The following is a 23,559-nucleotide window of genomic DNA, read 5'->3' as shown; positions in this document are numbered from 1 at the left end:
CCTCTTATGCGTACAGTGGATTTAGTTTGTTAGTGTCGATGTTGAATTTTTTAATTGCTTCAACAACCACTGACTTTTCAACTTCACCACGTTTAGCAAGTTCAGATAATGTCGCAACTACCACGTAGCTTGCGTTAACTTCAAAGTGACGACGTAGGTTTTCACGGCTGTCTGAACGACCGTAACCATCTGTACCCAATACTTTGTAGTTATTGCTTGGAATAAATGAACGCGCTTGTTCTGCGTAGTTTTTCATGTAATCCGTTGCAGCAACAGTGACTGAATCGTTTAATACGCTAGTGATGTATGGCGTTTTTTGCTCGCCTTCTGGGTTAAGCATGTTGAAACGTTCAACATCTTGTCCATCACGGGTAAGTTCATTGAATGAAGTTACTGAGTAAACATCAGACGCAATACCAAACTCTTCGCTTAAAATTGCCGCAGCTTTACGCACTTCAGTCATGATAGTACCTGAGCTTAATAGCTGTACGTTGGCTTTTTTACCTTCGTAGCTTTCTAGCTTGTAGATACCTTTACGAATACCTTCTTCAGCGCCTTCTGGCATTGCTGGCTGATGGTAGTTTTCGTTCATTAGCGTTAGGTAGTAGTAAATGTTTTCTTGCTCTTCACCGTACATACGACGAATACCGTCTTGCACGATAACCGCTACTTCAAATGCATAAGTAGGATCGTAAGAAATACAGTTAGGTACCGTGTTTGCAAGAATGTGGCTGTGGCCATCTTCATGTTGTAAGCCTTCGCCATTTAACGTTGTACGACCCGCTGTAGCACCTAATAAGAAACCACGTGCTTGTTGATCCCCTGCCATCCATGCCATGTCACCAACACGTTGGAAACCAAACATAGAGTAGTAAATGTAGAATGGGATCATCGGTAAGTCGTTGGTGCTGTATGATGTTGCAGCAGCAACCCATGACGACATTGCACCTAGCTCGTTAATCCCTTCTTGTAATACCTGCCCTGAGGTTGCTTCTTTGTAGTAAGAAACAATATCACGGTCTTGAGGGGTGTAATTTTGGCCATGTGGGTTGTAAATACCGATTTGACGGAATAAACCTTCCATACCAAAAGTACGTGCTTCATCGGCAATAATTGGCACAATATTTTTACCAATACCTTTATCTTTTAATAAGATATTAAGTGCACGTACAAAGCCCATAGTGGTTGAAATATCACGCTTTTGCTCTTCAAGTAACGGCTTGAACGCATCTACTTCTGGTAACTGTAACTTTTCAGAGAACTTAGCGATACGTGTTGGCGTGTAACCTTGTAGAGCCTCACGACGCGCATGAAGATACTTGTACTCTGGAGAATCTTTTTCAAGCTCTAAGTATGGTAGCTCTTTCAATTGCTCTTCAGATACTAAATCATCTAAGCCTAAACGAGAGCGTAAGTGAGCCACATGCGACATATCCATTTTCTTAACTTGGTGCGCAATGTTTTTACCTTCAGCTGCTTCACCCATGCCGTAACCTTTTACTGTTTTAGCAAGGATCACTGTTGGACGACCTTTCGTTTCTTCTGCTTTTTTAAATGCAGCAAACAGTTTTGAAGGCTCATGACCACCGCGCTTAAGGGCGAAAATTTCTTCATCGGTCATATCAGCAACAAGTGCTGCTGTTTCTGGGTAGCGACCAAAGAAATGTTCACGTACGTACGCGCCATCTTTCGCTTTATATGTTTGGTAATCACCATCAACAGTTTCGTTCATTAACTGTAGTAATTTACCTGTGGTGTCTTTAGCAAGCAGAATATCCCAACCGCTTCCCCAAACAAGTTTAATAACATTCCAGCCAGCGCCTTTAAATAGCCCTTCTAGCTCTTGAATGATTTTACCGTTACCCATTACTGGGCCGTCTAAGCGCTGTAGGTTACAGTTAACTAAGTAACATAGGTTATCTAGCTTTTCACGGGCAGCAAAAGAAATAGCACCACGTGATTCTGGCTCATCCATTTCACCATCACCTAAAAACGCATATACACGTTGGTTTTTAGTGTCTTTTAAGCCACGGCCATCTAAGTACTTTAAGAAACGCGCTTGGTAAATTGAAGAAATTGGACCTAAGCCCATAGATACCGTTGGGAACTGCCAAAACTCTGGCATTAATTTAGGGTGAGGGTAAGAAGGTAAGCCTTTACCATCTACTTCCTGACGGAAATTATCAAGCTGTTCGGCACTTAAACGCCCTTCAACAAATGCACGCGCATAAATACCCGGAGAAATATGACCTTGGTAATAAACTAAATCACCACCATCAACATCATTTGGCGCTTTAAAGAAATGGTTAAAACATACTTCATAAAATGCAGCAGACGATTGGTAAGACGCCATATGGCCGCCTAAGTCGAGATCTTTTTTCGATGCACGCAATACAATCATAATCGCGTTCCAACGAATAATTGAACGAATACGGCGCTCAAGATTTACATCACCAGGGTAGGCAGGTTCTTGATCAACCGGGATCGTATTAACGTAGTTTGTGTTAATGCCAGTTGGCATATCAACACCGTCTAAGCGGGCTTGCTCTAACACTTGCTCAAGTAAAAACTGAGCTCGTTCAACACCTTCTTCGCGCACAACCGATTCAAGAGCTTGTAACCACTCTTGTGTTTCTAGCGCGTCTACGTCAATTTTATTGACTTCAGACATATGGAGGTTTCCTTATGTTTAAAATACTAATTTTATGTATTGAATACTTCACTGTTGAATCAAGTTAACAGTGAATGTACTTGCTTAATTTTGTTTGGTGCGTCTTAAACTACGTTCAATTCGCGAGTGCTCTTTACCCGCTTCAAGCAATGCTTCTTCAATATAGGCTAAATGCGCATTACTTGCTAAGCGAGCTTGTTCAGGATTACCGTCAATCACTGCATCCATTAATAAGCGTCTATGCTCGGCTAATTGGCTGCTTATATCTGACTTTTTAAGTAACACCGTTAAATTTTGTAAAACATTCTGCTCAAGTAAGCTTCGCATCCCTCTTACTAAATGCAGTAACACTACGTTATGAGACGCCTCTGCGATGCAAAAATGAAAGTCATTAATCGCTTTGGCTTTTTGCTTTAATTCATCTTTAGCTAATGCAATCTGATCAAAGCTCTGTTTTACTTTTGCAAAATCGTTGCTTGTTCCGCGAAGTGCTGCGTAATAAGCCGCAATTCCCTCTAGCGCATGACGAAACTCTAATAAATCAAATTGCGATTCGGGGTGTTTACTGATCAAATCAAACAACGGATCAGTCAGCCCCTCTTCCAATTGATTTTTTACATACGTTCCACCACCTTGACGACGGGTTACGAGCCCTTTTGCCTCAAGCTTTTGAATGGCTTCACGCAACGACGGACGCGACACTTCAAATTGCTTGGCGAGTTCACGCTCCGGTGGTAACTTTTCTCCTGGTGCTAACGACCCCTCAAGAATCATGTTCTCAAGTTGTTGTAAAATAACATCAGATAATTTTGCCGCTTTAATTTTTAAAGACATCAATCAACGTCCGCGTTGTATAAGTGCTAGCAGCCCATTAAATAAGGCTTTTAACTGAACGACCTGACCAAAAGGTAAATTGGTCATACCAAATTTTGCCATACGTTATCAAAAACCGTAATTACTGTCAATTTACAGCAGTTTTAAAGCCCTAAGGCCAGCGTAACGTAATTTAAACAAAGTTCAAATAATACACAGATAGCATGGGGTAAAGAAAGGTTAATAAGATGAAAAACAAATGGTCAGACCAGCTAATTTTAATTTTCGGGGTTCGGGGTTCGGGGTTCGGGGTTCGGGGTTCGGGGTTCGCAATAGGATAAAACGTGGAGCCTTTTGCAAACATGTTTTTATATTGTAGGCGGGAGTTTACCTCGCGCATGTTTAGGTTAAAGGTTTAAGCCCGCAACTCGAAGCCCGTCACAAAAAAGTAAAGTGCGCGGCATAAAGCCCCGCCTACGATTAACCCAACACTATGCTTAGCTTAATCTCTGCCTAGAACCTAAAACCTAACACCAAATATATTTATTTTTTGAACCACAGAGGAAAACCTTCATTGTCACTTTCTCTGTGTGCTCTGCATTCTCTGTGGTAAATAAATTACTTATATCTTTTTACATAAAGAGGAGACAATGAGAAGCCAAAGTGGAATAACTCCTAATCCTAGAACCTTTATTTTCTAATACCTGTCTTTACCTCTAAAGCGCAGCGCCTCTTAACCTCTTTGTGAATAAATCACTTAGATCTTTTTACACAAAGAGGAGACAATGAGAGTAAATGAGAAGCCAAAGTGAATTAAACCCTAGAACCTAAAGCCTAATCCCTAATCACTGCTTTTTAACTTAAACCACCAAATAAAGTCATCAAGGCAATTAACACTAAGTAAAAAAGTACATTGCGCTTAACCAGTTTGATCATACAGGTGGCTTCAAAGGTGCAACCATAGTAGCGCTCTTCAACTTGTTCAGCCGCTAGCGCCGTATAAGTAACCACCTTGCGATTAGGGCTTGAAAAGTCAAACACGTAATGTAGCCAACAGCTAGTCCCTTTATTAAAGTTACCAATCACTAAATAGCCAAAACTGGTAATACGCGCGGGGAGCCAATCTAGCCAAAATAGTAAACGGTGGATTAACTTAAAATGCTTAGCAATGACTTCATCACGGTTATCACTCACTAAGTCGGCAAAGGTACGCACTAATGCATAAAAAACAGCACCAGCAACGCCCAATACCACAAACCAAAATATAACCGCGCAATAAAACCGGAAATTAACCCAAGCTAATGTTTGCCCTAAGGTTTCGCCGCCTTGCTGATCTTGGGTGCGTTTTTGCCCTAATTGCAAAGCATACAAAGACGCAGCGGTTTGATCACCGCGAGTCAGTGCATTCAAATACGACTTATACAAAGCACGCTGTTTAGCACAACCAAAACAAACGAGTAACACCGCTACATTAAAAACAAGCTGCCACAATGCAAAGTCAGATAAAAAATACACACACCCTACGGCAATCACAGGCAGTAATAACCAAATCAAAAACCCGGTAGCCGTGCCAAATAAACCTTTATTGGTCAATAAATTAACAGAGCGAGTTAAGTAGCCATTAGCGTAATAACTCATTTGCCAATGCGCAGAGCGAGCACCTAAACGCTCAAGTATCAGTGCTATTATTATTGAAACCAAAATCATGTTGTTACTCGCTTAATTTAGGGTCTGTTGACCTTTGCGGATTATAATTTGTTCAAACTAGGGGCGATTTAATCGCGGCGCGAGGTTTGTAACCTAGTGGGCTAAGTCAAAACCGAGCAACAAAGAGTAAATCGTCCCTAGGCAGAACCCGAAGGGCAGCGCCTGTTTGGCATTGATACTACGTTATCGCCTATTTATGGGGAATAACCACACCACATAGGCGCTGCCTTGCCTAAATACCAAACAGACTGCTGCAAATTTAACCTTGAAAGGTCAACAGACCCTAGTTATTCAATTAGGTTAAAAAACTTACGCCAGTTAAAACTCGCTCCAGGGTCGGTTTTTCGCCCAGGGGCTATATCGCAATGCCCAACTATATTACTGGCTGTTATTTTTGGATAGCGCTGCATAATAGCCTGCGCCAATGCAGCTAAACTTTGATATTGCGCATCGGTATAGTTAATTGTATCTGTGCCTTCAAGCTCTATACCTATACTAAAATCATTACAATTTTGTTGCCCAGCAAAGCAGGAGCGCCCCGCATGCCATGCACGTTTTTCAAAAGGCACATACTGTATAACTTCGCCGCAGCGCTTAATAAAACAATGCGCTGACACCTTAAGCCCCTCTAGGTCACTAAAGCTAGAATGTGCATTACAATCAATACACCCCATAAATAAATCATCAACGTACGGAGTGTTAAACTGCCCTGCGGGCAATGAAATATTATGAATAACCAACAGCGAAATATCGCACTGAGCAGGTCGCTCGTCAAAGTGGCTACACGCCCGCTGGTTAATATTATTTATAACGCCTAAAGAATCTATTTTCATACTATTTATTTAAAACTTATGTAGCTCTTAACCCAAACACCGTGCTTGGCTTAATCTCTGCCTAAAACCTAGAACCTAATACCTAATACCTAATACCTAATACCTAGAACCTAATACCGACGCGGAATAAATCCGCTGCTACATGTGCGCGACGTAAAGCCCCGCCTACACTCAACACAAACACCGTGCTTGGCTTAATCTCTGCCTAAAACCTAGAACCTTTATTTTATAAACCCGCTGCCCGCATCCCGCTGCCCGTAGCTCGCAGCGCTCAGGTTAATCAACCAAAATTGATGTATATCAAGATGCTAATAGATTTAACCCTATAAAGATAGCGTAATACTAAACGATAAAATATGATTAACGTGTAAATTAAGCGCTGGCTGATTAGTTTAGTTGTTAGCTGCTTCTATTTAGTAATTAAACAGAGTAAAATTTAGTTAATTTATTATCTATTATGAGCTTTTTCATGTCTATTTCGCATACCCTAATTAGTCAACTTGTTACCTTAGCACTTGATGAAGATCTAAATTACCAAAGCGCTGAACAAGGCGATATTACCGCGCAGCTTATTCCTCAAGCAGAGCAAGCCAATGCGAAAGTGATCACCCGTGAAGACTGCATCTTTTGTGGTAAAGACCTAATCATTGAAGTATTTAAACAAGTCGACCCAAGCGTGGTTGTAAATATATGCGTAAACGACGGCGACTTTGTCAGTGCCAATAGCACTTTATTTACCGCATCAGGTTCTGCTCGCGCTATTTTAACAGCCGAGCGCACCGCACTTAACTTTGTACAAACGCTTTCTGGTACGGCCACAACTACAGCGCACTATGTAAAAGAGTTAAGTGGAACTAGCACGCAACTACTCGATACCCGTAAAACTATTCCAGGACTTAGAGCGCTACAAAAGTATGCAGTTAAATGTGGCGGCGGTGCAAACCACCGAATTGGTTTGTTTGATGCGTTTTTAATTAAAGAAAACCACATAGCTGCCTGTGGAGGTATTAATAACGCGGTTACTCAAGCTAAGCTAAATCATGCCGATAAACCGATAGAGGTTGAAGTTGAATCGTTTGATGAGCTAGAGCAAGCCATTAACGCAGGCGCCGACATTATAATGTTAGATAATTTTAATCCTGAGCAAATACGCCAAGCAGTTAGCATTACAAATAAGCGCGCTAAACTTGAAGTGTCAGGCAATATGACCCTAGAAACACTAAAAGCCTACTCGCAAGCAGGCGTAGACTTTATCTCAAGCGGTGCACTTACAAAAAATTTACAATCAATCGATTTATCAATGCGGTTTGAGTAATTATTCTTAAAGTCACGAATTTTATATTTACCTAATCCGTTGACAATTTGTACAAAAAAGCTTTAAATAAGCCGAAAGGCTTATTTTGTAACAAATTGTTAAATTTAGTACCTAATAGACTAAAAAACAGTGTTAATATAAGCCTCTAGGATGAATTAACCCCCCCTTTAAGCGATCCTAAAGAACTATTTTTTACTGTTGCTTTGCTGAAGATCGTTTTTTAAATAAACGTGCTCAGCGAAATTAACAACAATAAAAAACAACTATCGAGTATAGTTATTTTTTAAATTCGATGAAATGCAGCTAACATCGCTTTCAATAAGCAATTTTAGTGCTAAAGTAGTTCTAACAGAGTAATTTTAAAAAAACCGTAAGATAAGGCAGTTACAGTAGCTACCGTGATAACCACGTTACTAACATAACTTTTTTAACTTACAAAAAACATTATCCTTTAGGAGAGGAAACATGCAAACAATGACACAACAAAACCAAAAGGGTTTCACCCTAATTGAATTAATGATTGTAGTAGCAATCATCGGTATTTTAGCAGCAGTAGCTTTACCTGCTTATAAGACCTATGCTGATAAAGCTAAGTTTTCTGAAGTAGTTTTAGCTACTGGAGGCGCAAAGTCTGCCGCAGATATTTGTATACAAACAGGTACAGGCGGAGCTACCGCTACTCCTGGTGATTGTTCTACAATACCTAGTGTAGATGGTTGGAAATCATCACCACTAGTTACTTCTGTTGACGTTACAGGAACGCACACTGCTGCTGCAGGGACTGGAACTGTGGTAATCACTGCAATTTCTAATGGCACGTTTGGCACAAAAACAAATCCTACTGTAATTTTAACAGGTACTGTTGCTAACGGTACTGCAAAATGGGTTATGACTGGCACCTGTAAAGATGCTGGCGTTTGCTAACTGACATTGTAGTGAGAGCCTAGCACTGGCTTTCACTACACCTTTAATTAACTTATTTTTCAAGTAATTTATAGTTATTTAATCTCAATAATTAGTAAAACAACAATCTTGCTATTGTAAAATCGGTAAAACTTTTTCATTGAATCAGATTAAACAACACCTAGTGTAATTTTTGGATTTATTAATTTCATAGTTACAAGAGCGATGGCCACCAAATGAAAAATCAAACAAAAAAACAAGATGATACTTTTCAGTGGGTAGGGGTCAGCACAAGAGGGAAAAAATTAGAAGGAGAGCTATCGGGCTCAAGTATAGCTTTAGTAAAAGCACAACTTCGTAAGCAAGGCATCACCCCCTCAAAAGTAAAACGCAAAGCTAAACCTTTGTTTGGTATTCAAAGAATACAAAAAATTACCCCAAAGGATATTGCCTTAGTTACTCGGCAAATAGCTACTATGCTGATGGCAGGTGTGCCGCTAATTCAATCGATTGAAATGATAGGCTCAGGCTCGACCAATAAAAGCGTAACTAAGTTAATGAGTACTATTGGCGATGAAGTAAAGGCTGGCCAGCCCTTATCAACAGCGCTGAGAAAGCACCCTCGCTATTTTGATGATTTATATTGCGACTTGGTGGCATCAGGCGAGCAATCTGGCGCACTGGATAAAATATTTGACCGCGTTGCCCTTTATAAAGAAAAATCAGAAGCGCTTAAATCAAAAATTAAAAAAGCCATGTTTTACCCGATTGCTATATTAGTAGTTGCGCTGATTGTAACCTCCATATTACTGATTTTTGTGGTGCCGCAATTTCAAGATATTTTTGCCGGCTTTGGCGCTGAGCTCCCCGCCTTTACTTTATTTGTCATCGCCATTTCTGAATTTATGCAAGCCAACTGGTGGATAGCGCTCATTGCAGTAATTGCCTTTGGTTATATATTTAAAGAAGCACATTTAAGAAGCTTAAAACTGCGGGATGCTACCGATCGCGCTATTCTAAAGCTCCCAGTTATTGGCATGATACTTAATAAAGCAGCGGTAGCGCGTTATGCGCGGACTTTATCAACCACTTTTGCTGCCGGTGTACCATTAGTAGATGCTTTGGATTCTGCAGCTGGTGCCTCAGGTAACGCAGTTTACCGTTATGCTATTTTAGAAATAAAAGCCGAAGTAAGCTCAGGTAATCAAATGAACTGGGCGATGCGTAACTCTAAAATATTCCCCGATATGGTAATACAAATGGTTGCCATTGGTGAAGAGTCAGGATCGCTTGATGGCATGCTGGCAAAAGTCGCCACTATCTACGAGCAAGAAGTAGATGATGCGGTAGATGGCCTATCTAGCCTATTAGAGCCGTTAATAATGGCAGTACTTGGTGTATTAGTGGGTGGCTTAATTGTTGCCATGTACTTACCTATTTTCCAACTAGGTTCAGTTATTTAGCTTCGAGCTTCGAGCTTCGAGCTTCGAGTTTCGAGTTTCGAGTTTCTAGGCCCGTTACCCGAAGCCCGTTGCCCGAACCTCAAACCTAACACCTCGAGCCTTGAACCTTGAACCTTGAACCTCGAACCTAACACCTCGAACCTCGAACCTAATTTTGCACTTATATAAAACAACTGTATTATCAACACAGAATTTAGTTTTAGGTAAAATAAATGCAAAGTCTTTTTATTGATATCACCGCCACGATGCAAAACCATTTATGGTTTTACTTAACCACGATTGGCCTAGTGAGTTTATGTATTGGTAGCTTTTTAAATGTGGTGATATATCGCTTGCCACTAATGATGAAAAAAGAATGGCAAACTGAATGCCGCTTATTATTAGCCGATGAACTAACCAGCCCAAAGGCTAAACAGACCACTGAACAAACGACTGACACGTTTAACTTAGTTAAACCCAATTCATGCTGCCCAAAGTGCAAAGCGGCGATTAAACCGTGGCAAAATATCCCCATTATTAGTTGGTTATTTTTAAAAGGTAAATGTGCAACCTGTGATAACCCAATATCAGTACGTTACCCAATCGTTGAAGCCATTACTGCTATTTTAAGTTTAGTGGTTGCCTACACCTTTGGCGCTACAGAGCAGGCTTTATTGTACATTGTAGTTACTTGGGCGTTGGTAGCACTGACTTTTATTGATATTGATCACATGCTACTGCCGGACCAGCTTACTTTGCCACTTTTATGGTTAGCGTTAATCGCCTCTGTTATGGGTTATACCATTGTCCCTAGCGATGCCATTATTGGCGCAGCATGTGGCTATTTAAGCTTATGGAGTGTGTTTTGGTTGTTTAAATTAATAACCGGCAAAGAAGGCATGGGCTATGGCGACTTTAAATTACTGGCGGTGTTTGGCGCATTGCTAGGTTGGCAATCGTTATTGACCATTATTTTGCTCTCAAGCGTGGTTGGCGCAGTAATTGGCATTGCCCTTCTGAGTATTCAAGGTAAAGACAAAGCAACCCCCATTCCTTTTGGCCCTTACTTAGCTATAGCCGGCTGGATCACTATGCTATGGGGAACGCAACTGCAAAACAGCTATTTTAATTTTATTGGCTACTAACTATGAGCAATACACAACATCATAAAAATAACTGGGTATTGGGACTAACTGGCGGGATTGGCTGTGGTAAAACCGCAGTTAGCGATATGTTAGCAGAACTAGGTATTACTATTGTGGATGCAGATATTGTAGCTCGCCAAGTGGTTGAACCCGGCACTGATGGCCTAAAAGCGATTATTGCGCATTTTGGCAATGATATACTCGATGAACATGGCGCTTTAAATCGTAGCGAGCTAAGAGCGCGTATTTTTAGTAACCCTGAGCAAAAAACATGGCTCAATGCCCTGCTGCACCCATTAATACGCACTCAGCTTATTATTGATTTAAAAAACGCGCAAAGCGACTACGTGGTGTTAGTTGCCCCACTATTATTTGAAAATGGGCTTGATGGCTACTGTCATCGTACTTTGCTAATAGATGTTCCCAAAGAGGTGCAAATTGCACGTACTACACAGCGCGACAATATAAGCATTGAACAGGCCGAGCAAATTATTGACGCACAAATGTCTCGAGAGCATAAACAACAAAAAGCGGATGATATTTTAAATAATAACCGCGACCTAAGCGATGTAAAACAAGACTTACTTAAACTGCATAATTATTATTTACAGCAAGCTAAGTCTACAATATAAATAAATTAACCCAATCGCAGCGCCATAAACTGATATTTTTATCAGTAAATTGTCTGCTGCGTTGGTACGATTAATGTATTCCTTTCTTTTTTCTGATAAATTGCTGGCTAAAGAAGGATTAAATCAGGTGCGCAATGAATATTAACTCACCGTTATTAAGAAAATTTATTACCCTCGGCCGGGTTGATACCGATACCATAAAAGCCAGGCAGCAAGATTTTGCCTCAACTGCAGAGCTTATCTCTAAATGTGGAAAAATAGACAGTAAAGATTTAGCGCAGCAATGCATTGATTTATTTAGAGTGCCTTTTTTTGATTTAAAAGATTTTAATGTTGCACAAATATCAGCTGAGCTAGTTAAAGAAAAACTGATCCGCAAACACCATATTTTGCCTTTGGTACAAAAAGGCAGAAAAGTGTATATTGCCGCCTCAGATCCTACCGATTATGGTGCCTTCGAAAACTTTGAATTTAGCACGGGTTTATCGTGCGAAGTAGTTGTGGTTGACTACGTCCAGCTTGACCATAAAATTGAGCAATTACTCGATGCCTCTAGCAGTTTAAATTTAAGTGAAGACGAATTTAAAGAGTTTGCTGAACTCGATTCTGAGCAGCACAAAGAACACACTCCTAAAGACGATGACAAAGACGACGCCCCAATAATTGTCTACATTAATAAAATTTTAATGGATGCAATAAAAAAAGGCGCCTCAGATTTACACTTTGAACCTTATGAACACAAATACCGTATTCGCTTTCGTATTGATGGTATTTTGCACGAAGTAGCCAGCCCGCCAAATACATTGGCCAGTAAGCTATCGGCGCGAATAAAAGTAATGTCGCGACTGGATATTGCAGAAAAGCGTAAACCACAAGATGGCCGTATTAAGCTTAAGGTAACAGAGCGTAAAAGTATTGATTTTCGTGTTAGTACCATGCCAACTTTGTGGGGCGAAAAAATTGTAATGCGTATTCTTGATTCATCCAGTGCCATGTTAGGTATAGATGTATTAGGCTATGAACCCGAACAGAAAAAACTCTACCTCGATGCACTTGAGCAACCGCAAGGGATGATTTTGGTTACAGGCCCAACCGGTTCAGGTAAAACGGTTTCTTTGTATACGGGCTTAAATATACTCAATCAGCCGGAGCGGAATATTAGTACCGCCGAAGATCCGGTAGAAATTAACCTCGAAGGGGTTAACCAAGTACAAATAAATACTAAAGCAGATATGACTTTTGCTAATGCACTGCGGGCGTTTTTACGTCAAGATCCCGATGTAGTGATGGTGGGTGAAATACGTGATTTAGAAACTGCGGAAATATCAATTAAAGCGGCGCAAACAGGTCACTTGGTACTGTCAACACTGCATACCAATTCAGCGCCGGAAACAATTACCCGTTTGTTAAATATGGGTGTACCCGCGTATAATGTGGCCAGTTCTATTAGTTTAATTATAGCTCAGCGTTTAGCCCGAAGATTATGCTCTAAATGTAAAACACCAGAGCAGTTACCTCGCGAAGAGCTTATACGCCAAGGCTTTAGTGAACAACAAATTCAAGACATGGTTTTATACGCACCTAAAGGCTGTGAAAACTGTACCGATGGCTACAAAGGCCGTGTTGGTATTTACGAAGTAATGAAAATTACGCCTGAAATAGCGCAAATTATAATGCGCGGCGGTAACTCATTAGAAATTGCTGAGGTATCACTTAAAGCAGGATATAACAATTTGCGTTTATCGGGTATTCGTAAAGCCGCAGAGGGTGTGACCTCACTTGCTGAGGTTAATCGTGTCACTAGTTTTTAAATAGAAAGCTTAGCTGTTTATTATAAATTGAGTCGCAAAGCCTATATTAATGTGAGAGTAAATTATGCCAACAGTGGTTAACTGCCCAACCTGTAAAGCAAAAGTAGAATGGTCAGAACAAAGTCCGTATCGCCCTTTTTGTTCAAAGCGTTGCCAACTTATTGATTTAGGTGAATGGTCGTTTGAAAATAATAAAATTTCAGCACCCATCACTTCTGCAGATGAATTCAGCCAAGACATGATTGAAGACATTGAAGCAATGATGGCAAAAAACGAAGATGACTTTTTTAAGTGATTTTTAATGGTTCGAGAAATTTAAAAACCTTGCAGTTAACATAGCAAGGTTTTTTATACCTGTAGCAGCGGTTTACCCCGCGTCAGTATTAGGTTTTAGGTCATTTATCTACCACAGAGGCGCAGAGCACACAGAGAAAGTGACAATAAATGATCTTCTCTCTGTGTAGCGCAAAGCGCCTCTGCTCCCTCTGTGGTTTAAAATATTCTGTAGATACAAGGCGGGGCTTCGGGCGACGAGTTTCGGGTTGCGGACCTCGCCCTATTACCTGCGGCGCTGCTGTATTTTAGCTAACTTTTCTTTTTGCTCAGCGTTAAGCAGTTGCATTACCTGATGCTGGGTTTTCAATTTAATTAATCCCAATTGCTGCTTCTTATCTTGGCGTGCGGTTAATAACTCTTTCGCTGCATTTTCGTCAAAGTTTGGCGCTGACAATAACGCATCCATCTGCGCTTTATAAGCTTGGCGCTGTGCCTTACGCGCGTCTTTATTTTGGCTTCTTAGTGCTTTAATTTGCGTTTTTTGCGCTGTAAAAATCGCTTTTAGTTGTGTTTGTTGATCTTCAGTAAGCGCCAGTTTATCTGCAGCTCGCTCAGAGAGTAAAAAGCGTGCTTGAGAGTGCCCTTGTTTATGGCCATCACCTTTTGCAAGTGCGCTGCCCGCACTGAGCGTTGCTGCTGTTAAGCCACAAATAAGTACTAATTTTGATAGCGTGTTTATCTTAGTCATAATCATCACCTTAATATTGAGTTGGTTGTTGGCTGCTAGCCAGTGTGTTCACTATAACCGGCTCAATGCAAAGTAACGCAAAGCAGTGTAAAGGTTATGTAAAGACTAACTTTTAGTACATTAAACGCGTAAAATAAAACCATAAAACAGCGCGTAGGGCTTAATGTATGAAACTATTAATGATTGATGATGACACAGGTTTATGTGAGCTATTAAGCGAGTATTTGAGCGCACAAGGCTTTAGCATACAAACCGCACATGATGGCCAACAAGGCTTAGAGCTTGCTTTACAAAACGATTACGCGCTTATATTACTTGATGTTATGTTGCCCTTTATAGATGGCTTTGAAGTACTCAAACAACTCAGACAAAGTAAATTAACGCCGGTGATTATGTTGACCGCTAAAGGTGAAGACTTTGACCGTATTTTTGGTTTAGAGCTCGGCGCTGATGACTATATTCCAAAACCGTTTAACCACCGCGAACTCCTTGCCCGCGTTAAAGCCATTACTCGCCGTATTGAACACATTAATAGTGTAAGCAATAACAATAATAAAAAGCTCTCTTTAAACGGTATTACTATTAACTTTGCCACGCGTGAAGCCAGTGTAAATAACACCACACTCACGCTTACGGGTACCGAATACGAAATATTGGCTTTATTAGTAAAACACGCTCCTGATGTTATAAGCAAAGAGCAAATAAGCGAAGAGGTACTAGGACGGCGTTTAGCGTCATTTGATCGCTCTATTGATATGCATGTGAGTAATATTCGAAAAAAAATAGCTGAGCATATCGCGGGGGAAAAAATTAAAACTATTCGAGGGACGGGTTATGTCTTTATCCAAGGAGAGTAAATTAACGCGTTTTAGCTGGTTAAGACACCCTCGACATTATTTGTTTTTTAAAGTCTTTGCTTGGTTTTGGCTAACGATCATTGGCACTTTTACTGCGCTATTTTTCTTAAGTAATATTTCGCTGATCAATGCAATTAGCCATGACCCCCTAAAAGGGCCCATGCAAAAAAATCTAGAATACTTGGCTCGAGGTATCGAACGTAGTGCACATAAACACAAGCGATCTATTCATGACATTATTACTCACCCGCGTTTGAGTAAACGCAAGTTACTTTATTTAAATTCACTAAGTAGCGATGAGTTTTTGATCAGTAAAAAAGTTGAGAATAATATTGATTTTAGCTTACTGAACTTTAGTGAAGGCATGCCACCTCAAATTATTTTTACTGAATATTACCAAGCTTTTGGCCCTGTGCGCATTCGAGTACCTGAAGGCGAATTTGAGTTATATGAAATCGATATAAATCAACAGCGACCGCTCTTTATTCGCTTAAGATTGTTGCCGGTTTGGTTAAAAATTTCTATCGCCATTATCGCCTCACTTACATTAAGCTTTTTATTTAGTCGTAACTTAATTGCCCCTATAAATAGTTTAAAACAAGCTGCAATTAGGCTCTCAAATGGCGATTTAAGTGCGCGCGCGACAATAAATAGTCAACGAAAAGATGAGCTTGGAGTTTTAGGACGCGATTTTAACCGTATGGCTGATCAATTAGAGCAACTACTTAGCGCTCAAAAGCGTTTACTTGCCGATATATCCCATGAATTGCGCTCCCCACTAACACGCTTAAAAATGGCCACAGGGCTGGCGCAAATGCAAGCGAGTGAGGCCAGCCAATCGTATTTATTGCGTATTGAAAAAGAAGCAAATCAACTTGATAAAATGATAGCCGATGTATTGCAGGTATCGCGCTTAGAAGCCAATAGCCAACCTTTATCACTGCAAGCGCAGTCGTTACAAGTTATTGTTGACCATGTGATTAACGATGCTCAGTTTGAAGCGAAACAGCACAATAAAACCTTACTTGTACACGGTAATGTTGAGGTAAATATAGAGTGCGACGAAATGCTGATTGCCAGTGCTCTAGAAAATATTTTACGTAATGCAATTAAATACGCACAACATACTATTAGCATCACCTTAAAACACAGTGATACCATATACATACAAATATGTGACGATGGCCCTGGCGTACCTAAGGCACAACTTGATAAGTTGTGTGAACCGTTTTTCAGGCAATCAGATGCCCGCGACCGCCTCAGCGGTGGCACGGGTTTAGGGTTAGCCATTGCAAAAAATGCGGTGATCGCGCATGGTGGAAATTTAGCTTTATCAAATAAAGACGCTGGCGGGTTGTGCGTTGAGGTAAGCTTACCAATACAAAAGAGAGAGCATGTTTTATAGTACTGAAAGTGAGCTTGAAAAGAATCAGCCTGCAATAAATGAGTTTTATACTAATACGCTAAAAAAAGCGTATTTAAACACAGCGGCAGGGGAATTGTTTTATGCTTATGCCAAGCCTAACGATGCTCACACTGCCATTGTTATTAGTTCAGGGCGTATTGAAGGACTGGATAAATACAAAGAGCTACTTTGGGAGCTTTATTGTAATAATTTTGCAGTGTTTATTGTTGATCACCAAGGCCAAGGTCGCTCTTATCGGTTATTAAAAAACCCCCATAAAGGCTACGTAAAACAATTTGAAGATTACAGTCACGATCTTAACCAGTTTAATGAAAAAGTGGTGCAGCAGCACTGGCAAGGTAAAAAGTTACTGCTTAGCCATTCAATGGGCGGCGCTATTGCGTTTGATTACTTAGCACGTTACTCACATGACTTTAGTGGGGCGTTTTTATCTGCGCCCATGTTTGATATTCATACTAAAGGAATACCAAAACCCGTAGCACAGTTTATCGCTGCCAGTGCGTCATTATTAGGGTTCTCAGGGTGTTATGCGTTAGGACAAAGCGATTATACACCTGAAGAGTTTGCGCTTAACACTTTAACCAGTAGCCAAATACGCTATGATCAATTTAGGGCAACTTATCAGCAAACGCCACTATTACAATTAGGCGGTGTTACCTATGGCTGGCTGCATACTGTTTTTTCATTTATTAAAGCGCTCGATAAACTATCCATAACAACCCCGTTATTTATAGCCAGCGCAGAAAATGACGAAGTGGTTGATAACCAAGCCCAGCATAAGCTTGCAAGCCGACATAAAAACACCCTAATAAAGCAGTTTAAAGGGGCTAAGCACGAGCTGTTTTTTGAGCGGGACGAAATTCGCCAACCATTGCTAACAAGCCTTTATAAATTTTGTGATTCAATAGGTTAACTACTAAGCGACAGCGGATCTAGATGAATCAAAATATCAACTTCAGATTCAAATTGCTGAGTGATCATCAGCTCCACTTCATCTGCCACTTTATGGGCACGAATAAGCGGTAAATTGTCATCAAGCTCTAAATGCAGTTGAATAAACTTAACTTTACCGCCCTGTCGAGTGCGAATACCGTGCACCCCATAAACATCATTATGGTTACGCGCTATTTCAAAAATACTTTGCTTTTCTTCATCGGGTAGCTCTTTGTCCATTAAATGCGAGGCACTTTCGGTTGCTATATCCCAACTGTTATACAATAAATAACCTGCCACACCGATAGCAAACAATGGGTCGGCATACAGTACGCCATAATAGGCGAGTAAAATAGCAAGCAATACCGCAGCGTTTAAAATTAAATCGCCTTTGTAGTGTACAGAATCGGCTTTTATAGCGATTGACTCTGTATGCTTCACGACTTTATTTTGCACAAATACAATCACTAATGTACACACTATGGCAAAAATACTGACCCAAACACCTAATAATGAATGTGTCAGCTCTACGGGGTTAATGAGTCGCTCAATACCGTGAAACGCCAATAAACAGCCCGAGCCCGCAATAAATGCGGCTTGGCCTAACCCTGCAAGCGCCTCCGCTTTACCGTGACCAAACCGGTGGTCATCATCCGCAGGACGCAGTGCATACGATAAAACTAAAAAGCTCATTAGCGTCGCGGTAATATCCATTAATGAATCAGTGAGTGAGCCAAGCATCGACGCCGAACCCGACGCCAGCCAAGCCCATGCTTTGGTCGCAATCATTAGGCTCACCATGACCATGGTCACTATGCTTGAAGCTTTGACCCAAAATTCATAACTGCGATTATGCACGTATCTGTCCAAGTGTAAGATGTATTTAATGTTTGTAGTATATCATTTTTTATTCATTGTTCGTGTATACTGAGCCAGTCAAATTAAAGATTTTATAGGGCTTATTGTGCTGGATATTGTTTTATACCAACCTGAAATTCCGCCTAACACCGGGAATATCATTCGTTTATGTGCCAATACTGGCTATTCATTGCATTTAATTGAACCGTTAGGGTTTGAGTGGGATGACAAACGTGTAAAACGCGCTGGACTTGACTATCACGAATTTAGCCATGTACAACGCCATGCCTCATTTGATGCTTACTTAGAAAAGTGCCAACCTAAAAAGGTGTATGCTTGCACCACTAAAGGTAGCCAATTTCATCACCAAGCACAGTATGAAGCGGGTGATTGCTTAGTATTCGGCCCAGAAACCCGAGGCTTACCTGATGACATGATTCAAGCACTGCCAAACGAGCAACGCGTGCGTATACCTATGCAAGCCGATAGTCGCAGTATGAATCTGTCTAATGCAGTAGCTGTGTTTGTGTATGAATCTTGGCGCCAGCTTGGCTTTGTAAACGCCCAATAAGGTTTTAGGTTTTAGGTAAACAAAATAACTGTCACCTAAAACCTAGCAGTTCGTTTTATTCTGATTTCTGTTCACGACCTAATAGCGCCATAGCAGCTGCTTTCATGTCTTTATTTTCATAGAGTACTTTGTATATTTGCTCGGTAATTGGCATTTCAACACCAGCGCGTTGAGCTAGTAAGTACACTTCTTTGGTATTTCTAAAGCCTTCAACCACTTGGCCGATTGATGCAATGGCATCATCAACACTTTCACCTTTGCCTAAGGCTAAACCAAAACGGCGATTGCGTGATTGGTTATCGGTACAGGTTAGAATTAAATCACCTAACCCGGCCATACCCATAAAGGTTTCAGGTTTTGCACCCAGTGCACACCCTAAACGCGACAACTCTGCTAAACCACGAGTGATAAGCGCGGTACGAGCATTTGCACCAAACCCCACTCCATCAGAAATTCCCGCACCAATAGCAATCACGTTTTTAACCGCACCACCGAGCTGTATACCAATAAAATCATCATTGTTATACACCCTAAACGAGCGCCCGCAATGTAATAAATCGGCAATTTGTTTAGCAAATGCTGATGACGTTGATGACACCGAAATAGCGGTTGGTGATCCCTTAGCCATTTCTTTGGCAAAAGTTGGCCCAGAAAGCACCGCTAGTGGCACCTCTTCACCTAGTTCTTGCACTGCCACTTCTTGTAACAAACGCCCAGTATTTGGCTCTAGCCCTTTGGTGGCCCATGCTATTTTTGCATTTGGCCGCAAAGCCGGTTTGATTTGCTTTAATGTGTCAGCAAATGCGTGGCTTGGCACAACAACCAAAACAATATCGCTATTTTGCGTTGCACGCTGTAAATCGGCTTCAAGGATTAAGGTGTCAGGAAAAGGAATATCAGGTAAGTAACGTTGATTTTTTCGCTCAGCTGCAAGCGTCGCAACGTCTTGGCTATTGCGTCCCCATAAAGTCACTTTGTGACCATTTCGGGCTAAACAAATAGCAAGGGCGGTGCCATACGACCCCGCCCCTAAAACAGTAACAGCTGATGTGGCTGTATTCATAAATTAAGCGTCTGCTGTAGCCTGCTCAGCTTGCGCTGTGCGTTGCTGCATGTACTGTGCAAATAATGCGTCAAAGTTAACTGGCGCAAGATTAAGTTGTGGGAACGTACCACGGTTTACTAAGTTAGATACCGCTTCACGTGCATACGGGAATAACACGTTAGGGCAAAATGCGCCTAGCATGTGCGCTAATTGCATTTCTTCAACGTCAGCAATCGTAAAGATACCTGCTTGTTGAATTTCACATAAAAACGCAGTTTCTTCACCGATAGATGCCGTTACAGTTAGTGCAAGCACAACTTCGTAAACACCTTCATCAAGCTTGTTAGAGCGCGTATCTAAATCTAATTTTACTTCTGGAGCCCACTCTTTTTGAAAAATAGCCGGCGAATTTGGCGTTTCAAACGATACATCTTTAGTGTAAATACGTTGAATAGTAAACTGTGCACCTGCATCAGCTTCTGCTGCTGCGTTTTGATTTTGTTCGTTCATTGTTATTCCTAACCTGTTATTTATTATAATTAATTAAATTAAGCACTGAGCTTAGCATCAAGGTGACCTTGTGCTTCTAGTGCCATCATGTCGTCACAGCCACCGATGTGTTCATCGTTGATAAAAATTTGTGGAACCGTACTTGCGCCACCGGCTTTGGCGATCATTTCATCGCGAAGCTCTGGCTGAACGCCAATATCAATATTTGTGTATTTTACACCTTTGCTCTCTAACAGCGCTAATGCGCGATGACAAAAAGGACAATATCCTTTGGTGTATAAAACAACGTTACTCATAATTAATCCTTAATCGGTTTAGCTAAGAGATATTAGCGACCGCTTGTTGTTGGCAGACTTGCTGATTGCCACGCACCCATACCGCCAGATAAAACATAAACCTGTTCATAGCCTGCTTTATGCATTGCGGTTGCAACACCTGAAGCAGTCATGCCTGCAGCACATACCACTATAATGGGTTTGCTCTTATACTTTTCAAGGGTCGAGAAATCAGATTCTTTAGCTTTTTCTGGGTTTAAGTGCACAGCACCGGCAATATGGCCGGTTTTAAACTCTTTTTGCCCACGCATATCAACAACCTGGCCGTCTTCGCGGTTAATAAGTAACGTTAACTGCTGAGGATTGATTTGACGAATTGCTGAAAATTTACTTTTTATTGCGCCACTAATAATAAGAAACGCAATCGCAACCCAAGCTAGGCTTAGAATTGGATGGTTTGAGACAAATTCAATATATTGATCCATTCGACTTCCACTATAAAGTTACATACTAAAACGGATGTTTTAGATATTTTAAATTCTTACCAATTGCACTTGCACAATGAGCAGTCACTCATCAGCAAATCAATAGAGCGCTGTTAGGCTACTCTGAATTTTCACCTACAAGATAGGCTTAACTTACCCCACAACCCTATTCAATACTTGAATAAAATAGAGATTAGCCGCGCAAGTATACCCAAATCAGCTAAAAATGCGAGTTTAAGCACACTTGAAAGCCACAATGCCCTGCTCTTTTTAACTGAAAAATAACCTAGCCCTTTAAAGTTTTCAATTTAGCCAATCCTAATTGAAAATTTTTAATATCTTCTTTTCATTGCTGATCCTAGCTATAAAACACGGTATGCTTAAGCTTGGCATGTTGGCATTAATGTTAGCGTGTATTTTAGCAACGCTAGGGTCTGTTGATCTTTCAAGGTTAAATTTGCAGCAGTCTGTTTGGTATTTAGGTAAGGCAGAGCCTATGTGGTGTGGTTATTCCCCATAAATAGGCGATAACGCAGCATCAATGCCAAACAGGTGCTGCCCGAAGGGTTCTGCCTAGGGGCGATTTACTCTTTGTTGCCTACATGGATGTAGGTAAGGGGCGTGAGCAGGACGCGGAAGCTTTGCTCGGTTTTTACTTAGCCCACTAGGTTACAAACCTCGCGCCGCGATTAAACCGCCCCTAGTTTGAACAAATTTTAATCCGCAAAGGTCAACAGACCCTAATAGGAGTGACTATGACAGAGCATAAAAAACCACTGGTATTAATGATTTTAGATGGCTGGGGATACAGAGAAGATGAGCAAAGCAATGCTATTTTAGCTGCTAACACCCCTGTATTAGATGAGCTTTGGGCCACACGTCCTCATACATTAATTTCAGCATCGGGTTTAGATGTCGGTCTTCCTGATGGCCAAATGGGTAATTCTGAGGTGGGCCATGTTAATTTAGGCGCAGGCCGTATTGTGTATCAAGATTTTACCCGTATCACCAAAGCCATTGATGATGGCGAATTTGATACAACCCCTGCACTTGTTGAAAACATTGATAAAGCCGTTCATGCCAACAAAGCTGTACACATTATGGGACTGTTAAGTCCAGGTGGCGTGCATAGCCACGAAGATCATATTGTTGCCAGTATACAACTGGCTGCAAAACGCGGCGCTAAAGAGGTGTACTTTCATGCCTTTTTAGATGGACGCGATACACCACCGCGTAGTGCTAAAGCGTCTATTGAGCGTATTGAAGCCTTATTTAGCGAACTTAAATGTGGCCGTTTAGCCTCACTAATTGGCCGTTACTATGCCATGGACAGAGACAACCGCTGGAATCGTGTTGAAAAAGCCTATAATTTAATCACCTTAGGTGAAGGCGATTTTGATTATGAAGAAGGCGTAAGTGCACTAAATGCCGCTTATGAGCGCGATGAAAATGACGAATTTGTAGCAGCCAGCACGATCACTCCTAAAGGCAGCGAATCTGTAAAAGTAAATGATGGCGACACCATTATATTTGCAAACTTTAGAGCAGACCGCGCACGCGAAATAACTCGCGCCTTTGTCGAACCTGGTTTTGACGGCTTTAATAAGAAAAAATCGCCCGAGCTTAGTGCCTTTGTGATGATGACTGAATACGCTGCTGATATTGATGCGCCTGTTGCTTTTGGCCCCACGCCGCTTAATAACGTACTTGGCGAATGGTTTGAAAAACAAGGTAAAACTCAACTGCGTATTTCTGAAACTGAAAAATATGCTCATGTTACCTTTTTCTTCAGTGGTGGACGAGAAGATGAGTTTGACGGCGAAACCCGTGAACTTATTCCATCACCTCAGGTTGCAACATATGATTTGCAGCCAGAAATGAACTCAAAAATGCTTACCGATAAGCTAATAGAAGCAATAAAAAGTGGAAAATACGATGCCATTATTTGTAACTACCCTAATGGCGACATGGTCGGTCACTCAGGTGTATTTGAGGCTGCAGTTAAAGCCTGTGAGGCAGTAGATAACTGTATTGGCCGTGTAGTGGATGCATTGAAAGAATATGGCGGCGAAGCACTTATTACCGCCGATCATGGCAATGCAGAGCAAATGGCAAACCTTAAAACAGGCCAAGCGCACACAGCACATACCAGTGAGCCCGTGCCGTTCATTTATGTAGGTCGCGATGCACAAGCTTATTCAGGCAAAGCCTTGAGCGATGTTGCCCCAACCATGCTGCATTTAATGGGGTTAGAGCAACCTGCAGAAATGACAGGGTCGCCAATTATGGTGTTGAAATAACCT

At 41.1% G+C, this 23,559-nt stretch carries 23 protein-coding genes; 13 read left to right on the top strand and 10 right to left on the bottom strand.

Annotated features, from left to right (window positions below):
* Nucleotides 1-4: 4 nt before the first annotated feature.
* The 4 genes from aceE to ampD form a co-directional block, all read right to left on the bottom strand.
* Nucleotides 5-2,671 (bottom strand): pyruvate dehydrogenase (acetyl-transferring), homodimeric type, encoded by a 2,667-nt coding sequence (gene aceE, locus ACTRWE_RS08370; RefSeq protein WP_462879829.1) that lies wholly within the window; start codon nucleotides 2,669-2,671, stop codon nucleotides 5-7.
* Nucleotides 2,672-2,755: 84 nt separating this feature from the next.
* Entirely contained in the window at nucleotides 2,756-3,505 is a 750-nt protein-coding gene (gene pdhR, locus ACTRWE_RS08365; RefSeq protein WP_076920086.1) for a pyruvate dehydrogenase complex transcriptional repressor PdhR, read from the bottom strand.
* An 834-nt stretch (nucleotides 3,506-4,339) separates the two neighbouring features.
* Nucleotides 4,340-5,191 carry a beta-lactamase regulator AmpE gene (gene ampE / locus ACTRWE_RS08360; protein WP_462879828.1) on the bottom strand — a complete coding sequence of 284 codons (852 nt, stop codon included), beginning with the start codon at nucleotides 5,189-5,191 and terminating at the stop codon, nucleotides 4,340-4,342.
* 287 nt (nucleotides 5,192-5,478) lie between these two features.
* Nucleotides 5,479-6,024, bottom strand: coding sequence for a 1,6-anhydro-N-acetylmuramyl-L-alanine amidase AmpD (gene ampD / locus ACTRWE_RS08355; protein WP_462879827.1), 546 nt, complete (start codon nucleotides 6,022-6,024; stop codon nucleotides 5,479-5,481).
* 469 nt (nucleotides 6,025-6,493) lie between these two features.
* On the opposite strand from ampD, the gene nadC reads away from it, so the two are divergent.
* The 7 genes from nadC to yacG all read left to right on the top strand — a co-directional run bounded on the left by nadC (nucleotide 6,494) and on the right by yacG (nucleotide 13,567).
* Complete coding sequence (gene nadC, locus ACTRWE_RS08350; RefSeq protein WP_290191705.1) at nucleotides 6,494-7,339, top strand: carboxylating nicotinate-nucleotide diphosphorylase; 846 nt, start codon at nucleotides 6,494-6,496, stop codon at nucleotides 7,337-7,339.
* A gap of 465 nt (nucleotides 7,340-7,804) precedes the next feature.
* On the top strand, nucleotides 7,805-8,263 hold the full coding sequence (locus tag ACTRWE_RS08345) for a pilin (RefSeq protein WP_462879826.1): 459 nt from the start codon (nucleotides 7,805-7,807) through the stop codon (nucleotides 8,261-8,263).
* Between the two features lie 215 nt (nucleotides 8,264-8,478).
* Complete coding sequence (locus ACTRWE_RS08340) at nucleotides 8,479-9,705, top strand: type II secretion system F family protein (protein ID WP_462879824.1); 1,227 nt, start codon at nucleotides 8,479-8,481, stop codon at nucleotides 9,703-9,705.
* Nucleotides 9,706-9,917: 212 nt separating this feature from the next.
* Nucleotides 9,918-10,829 carry a prepilin peptidase gene (locus tag ACTRWE_RS08335; RefSeq protein ID WP_462879823.1) on the top strand — a complete coding sequence of 304 codons (912 nt, stop codon included), beginning with the start codon at nucleotides 9,918-9,920 and terminating at the stop codon, nucleotides 10,827-10,829.
* A 2-nt stretch (nucleotides 10,830-10,831) separates the two neighbouring features.
* On the top strand, nucleotides 10,832-11,461 hold the full coding sequence (coaE, locus tag ACTRWE_RS08330; RefSeq protein WP_462879822.1) for a dephospho-CoA kinase: 630 nt from the start codon (nucleotides 10,832-10,834) through the stop codon (nucleotides 11,459-11,461).
* Nucleotides 11,462-11,595: 134 nt separating this feature from the next.
* Entirely contained in the window at nucleotides 11,596-13,272 is a 1,677-nt protein-coding gene (gene pilB / locus ACTRWE_RS08325) for a type IV-A pilus assembly ATPase PilB (RefSeq protein ID WP_462879821.1), read from the top strand.
* Nucleotides 13,273-13,336: 64 nt separating this feature from the next.
* On the top strand, nucleotides 13,337-13,567 hold the full coding sequence (gene yacG / locus ACTRWE_RS08320; protein WP_138563694.1) for a DNA gyrase inhibitor YacG: 231 nt from the start codon (nucleotides 13,337-13,339) through the stop codon (nucleotides 13,565-13,567).
* 264 nt (nucleotides 13,568-13,831) lie between these two features.
* On the opposite strand, the gene ACTRWE_RS08315 is transcribed toward yacG, so the two are convergent.
* Complete coding sequence (locus ACTRWE_RS08315) at nucleotides 13,832-14,296, bottom strand: periplasmic heavy metal sensor (protein WP_008114914.1); 465 nt, start codon at nucleotides 14,294-14,296, stop codon at nucleotides 13,832-13,834.
* Between the two features lie 167 nt (nucleotides 14,297-14,463).
* Between ACTRWE_RS08315 and ACTRWE_RS08310 the strand changes: the two genes are divergently transcribed.
* From ACTRWE_RS08310 to ACTRWE_RS08300, 3 genes are read left to right on the top strand one after another with little or no spacing between them, the layout of a single operon-like run.
* A complete protein-coding gene (locus tag ACTRWE_RS08310; protein ID WP_350645449.1) occupies nucleotides 14,464-15,153 on the top strand; it encodes a response regulator transcription factor in 690 nt (229 codons plus the stop codon).
* The gene (locus ACTRWE_RS08305; protein WP_462879820.1) at nucleotides 15,131-16,558 is read left to right on the top strand and encodes an ATP-binding protein; all 1,428 of its coding nucleotides are present in this window, start codon (nucleotides 15,131-15,133) and stop codon (nucleotides 16,556-16,558) included. The genes ACTRWE_RS08310 and ACTRWE_RS08305 overlap by 23 nt, the downstream gene beginning before the upstream one ends.
* Entirely contained in the window at nucleotides 16,548-17,492 is a 945-nt protein-coding gene (locus ACTRWE_RS08300; RefSeq protein WP_462879819.1) for an alpha/beta fold hydrolase, read from the top strand. Before ACTRWE_RS08305 ends, ACTRWE_RS08300 begins: the two co-directional genes overlap by 11 nt.
* Here ACTRWE_RS08300 and ACTRWE_RS08295 read toward each other — a convergent pair.
* Nucleotides 17,489-18,370, bottom strand: a complete 882-nt coding sequence (locus ACTRWE_RS08295; protein WP_462879818.1) for a cation diffusion facilitator family transporter — start codon at nucleotides 18,368-18,370, stop codon at nucleotides 17,489-17,491. The genes ACTRWE_RS08300 and ACTRWE_RS08295 overlap by 4 nt on opposite strands.
* A 106-nt stretch (nucleotides 18,371-18,476) precedes the next feature.
* Here ACTRWE_RS08295 and trmL point away from each other — a divergent pair, with 106 nt between their 5' ends.
* Nucleotides 18,477-18,941, top strand: a complete 465-nt coding sequence (trmL, locus tag ACTRWE_RS08290) for a tRNA (uridine(34)/cytosine(34)/5-carboxymethylaminomethyluridine(34)-2'-O)-methyltransferase TrmL (RefSeq protein ID WP_013465943.1) — start codon at nucleotides 18,477-18,479, stop codon at nucleotides 18,939-18,941.
* A 55-nt stretch (nucleotides 18,942-18,996) separates the two neighbouring features.
* On the opposite strand, the gene gpsA is transcribed toward trmL, so the two are convergent.
* The 4 genes from gpsA to ACTRWE_RS08270 are packed head-to-tail and all read right to left on the bottom strand — an operon-like array spanning nucleotide 18,997 to nucleotide 21,256.
* Nucleotides 18,997-20,004: an NAD(P)H-dependent glycerol-3-phosphate dehydrogenase gene (gpsA, locus tag ACTRWE_RS08285; RefSeq protein WP_462879817.1), complete on the bottom strand. Its 1,008-nt coding sequence runs from the start codon at nucleotides 20,002-20,004 to the stop codon at nucleotides 18,997-18,999.
* A 3-nt stretch (nucleotides 20,005-20,007) separates the two neighbouring features.
* On the bottom strand, nucleotides 20,008-20,496 hold the full coding sequence (gene secB / locus ACTRWE_RS08280) for a protein-export chaperone SecB (protein WP_013465945.1): 489 nt from the start codon (nucleotides 20,494-20,496) through the stop codon (nucleotides 20,008-20,010).
* A gap of 38 nt (nucleotides 20,497-20,534) precedes the next feature.
* Entirely contained in the window at nucleotides 20,535-20,792 is a 258-nt protein-coding gene (gene grxC, locus ACTRWE_RS08275) for a glutaredoxin 3 (protein WP_462879816.1), read from the bottom strand.
* A 32-nt stretch (nucleotides 20,793-20,824) separates the two neighbouring features.
* Nucleotides 20,825-21,256, bottom strand: a complete 432-nt coding sequence (locus tag ACTRWE_RS08270; protein ID WP_013465947.1) for a rhodanese-like domain-containing protein — start codon at nucleotides 21,254-21,256, stop codon at nucleotides 20,825-20,827.
* Nucleotides 21,257-21,578: 322 nt separating this feature from the next.
* On the opposite strand from ACTRWE_RS08270, the gene ACTRWE_RS08265 reads away from it, so the two are divergent.
* On the top strand, nucleotides 21,579-21,776 hold the full coding sequence (locus tag ACTRWE_RS08265; RefSeq protein WP_138609618.1) for a hypothetical protein: 198 nt from the start codon (nucleotides 21,579-21,581) through the stop codon (nucleotides 21,774-21,776).
* A 235-nt stretch (nucleotides 21,777-22,011) separates the two neighbouring features.
* Entirely contained in the window at nucleotides 22,012-23,556 is a 1,545-nt protein-coding gene (gpmM, locus tag ACTRWE_RS08260) for a 2,3-bisphosphoglycerate-independent phosphoglycerate mutase (RefSeq protein ID WP_462879815.1), read from the top strand.
* Nucleotides 23,557-23,559: the final 3 nt, after the last annotated feature.

The sequence above is a fragment of the Pseudoalteromonas sp. G5_S1_54_S4 genome, assembly GCF_054968565.1.
The sequence above is the reverse complement of the archived record's forward strand: the minus strand, read 5'-3'. Positions and strand labels throughout refer to the sequence as shown.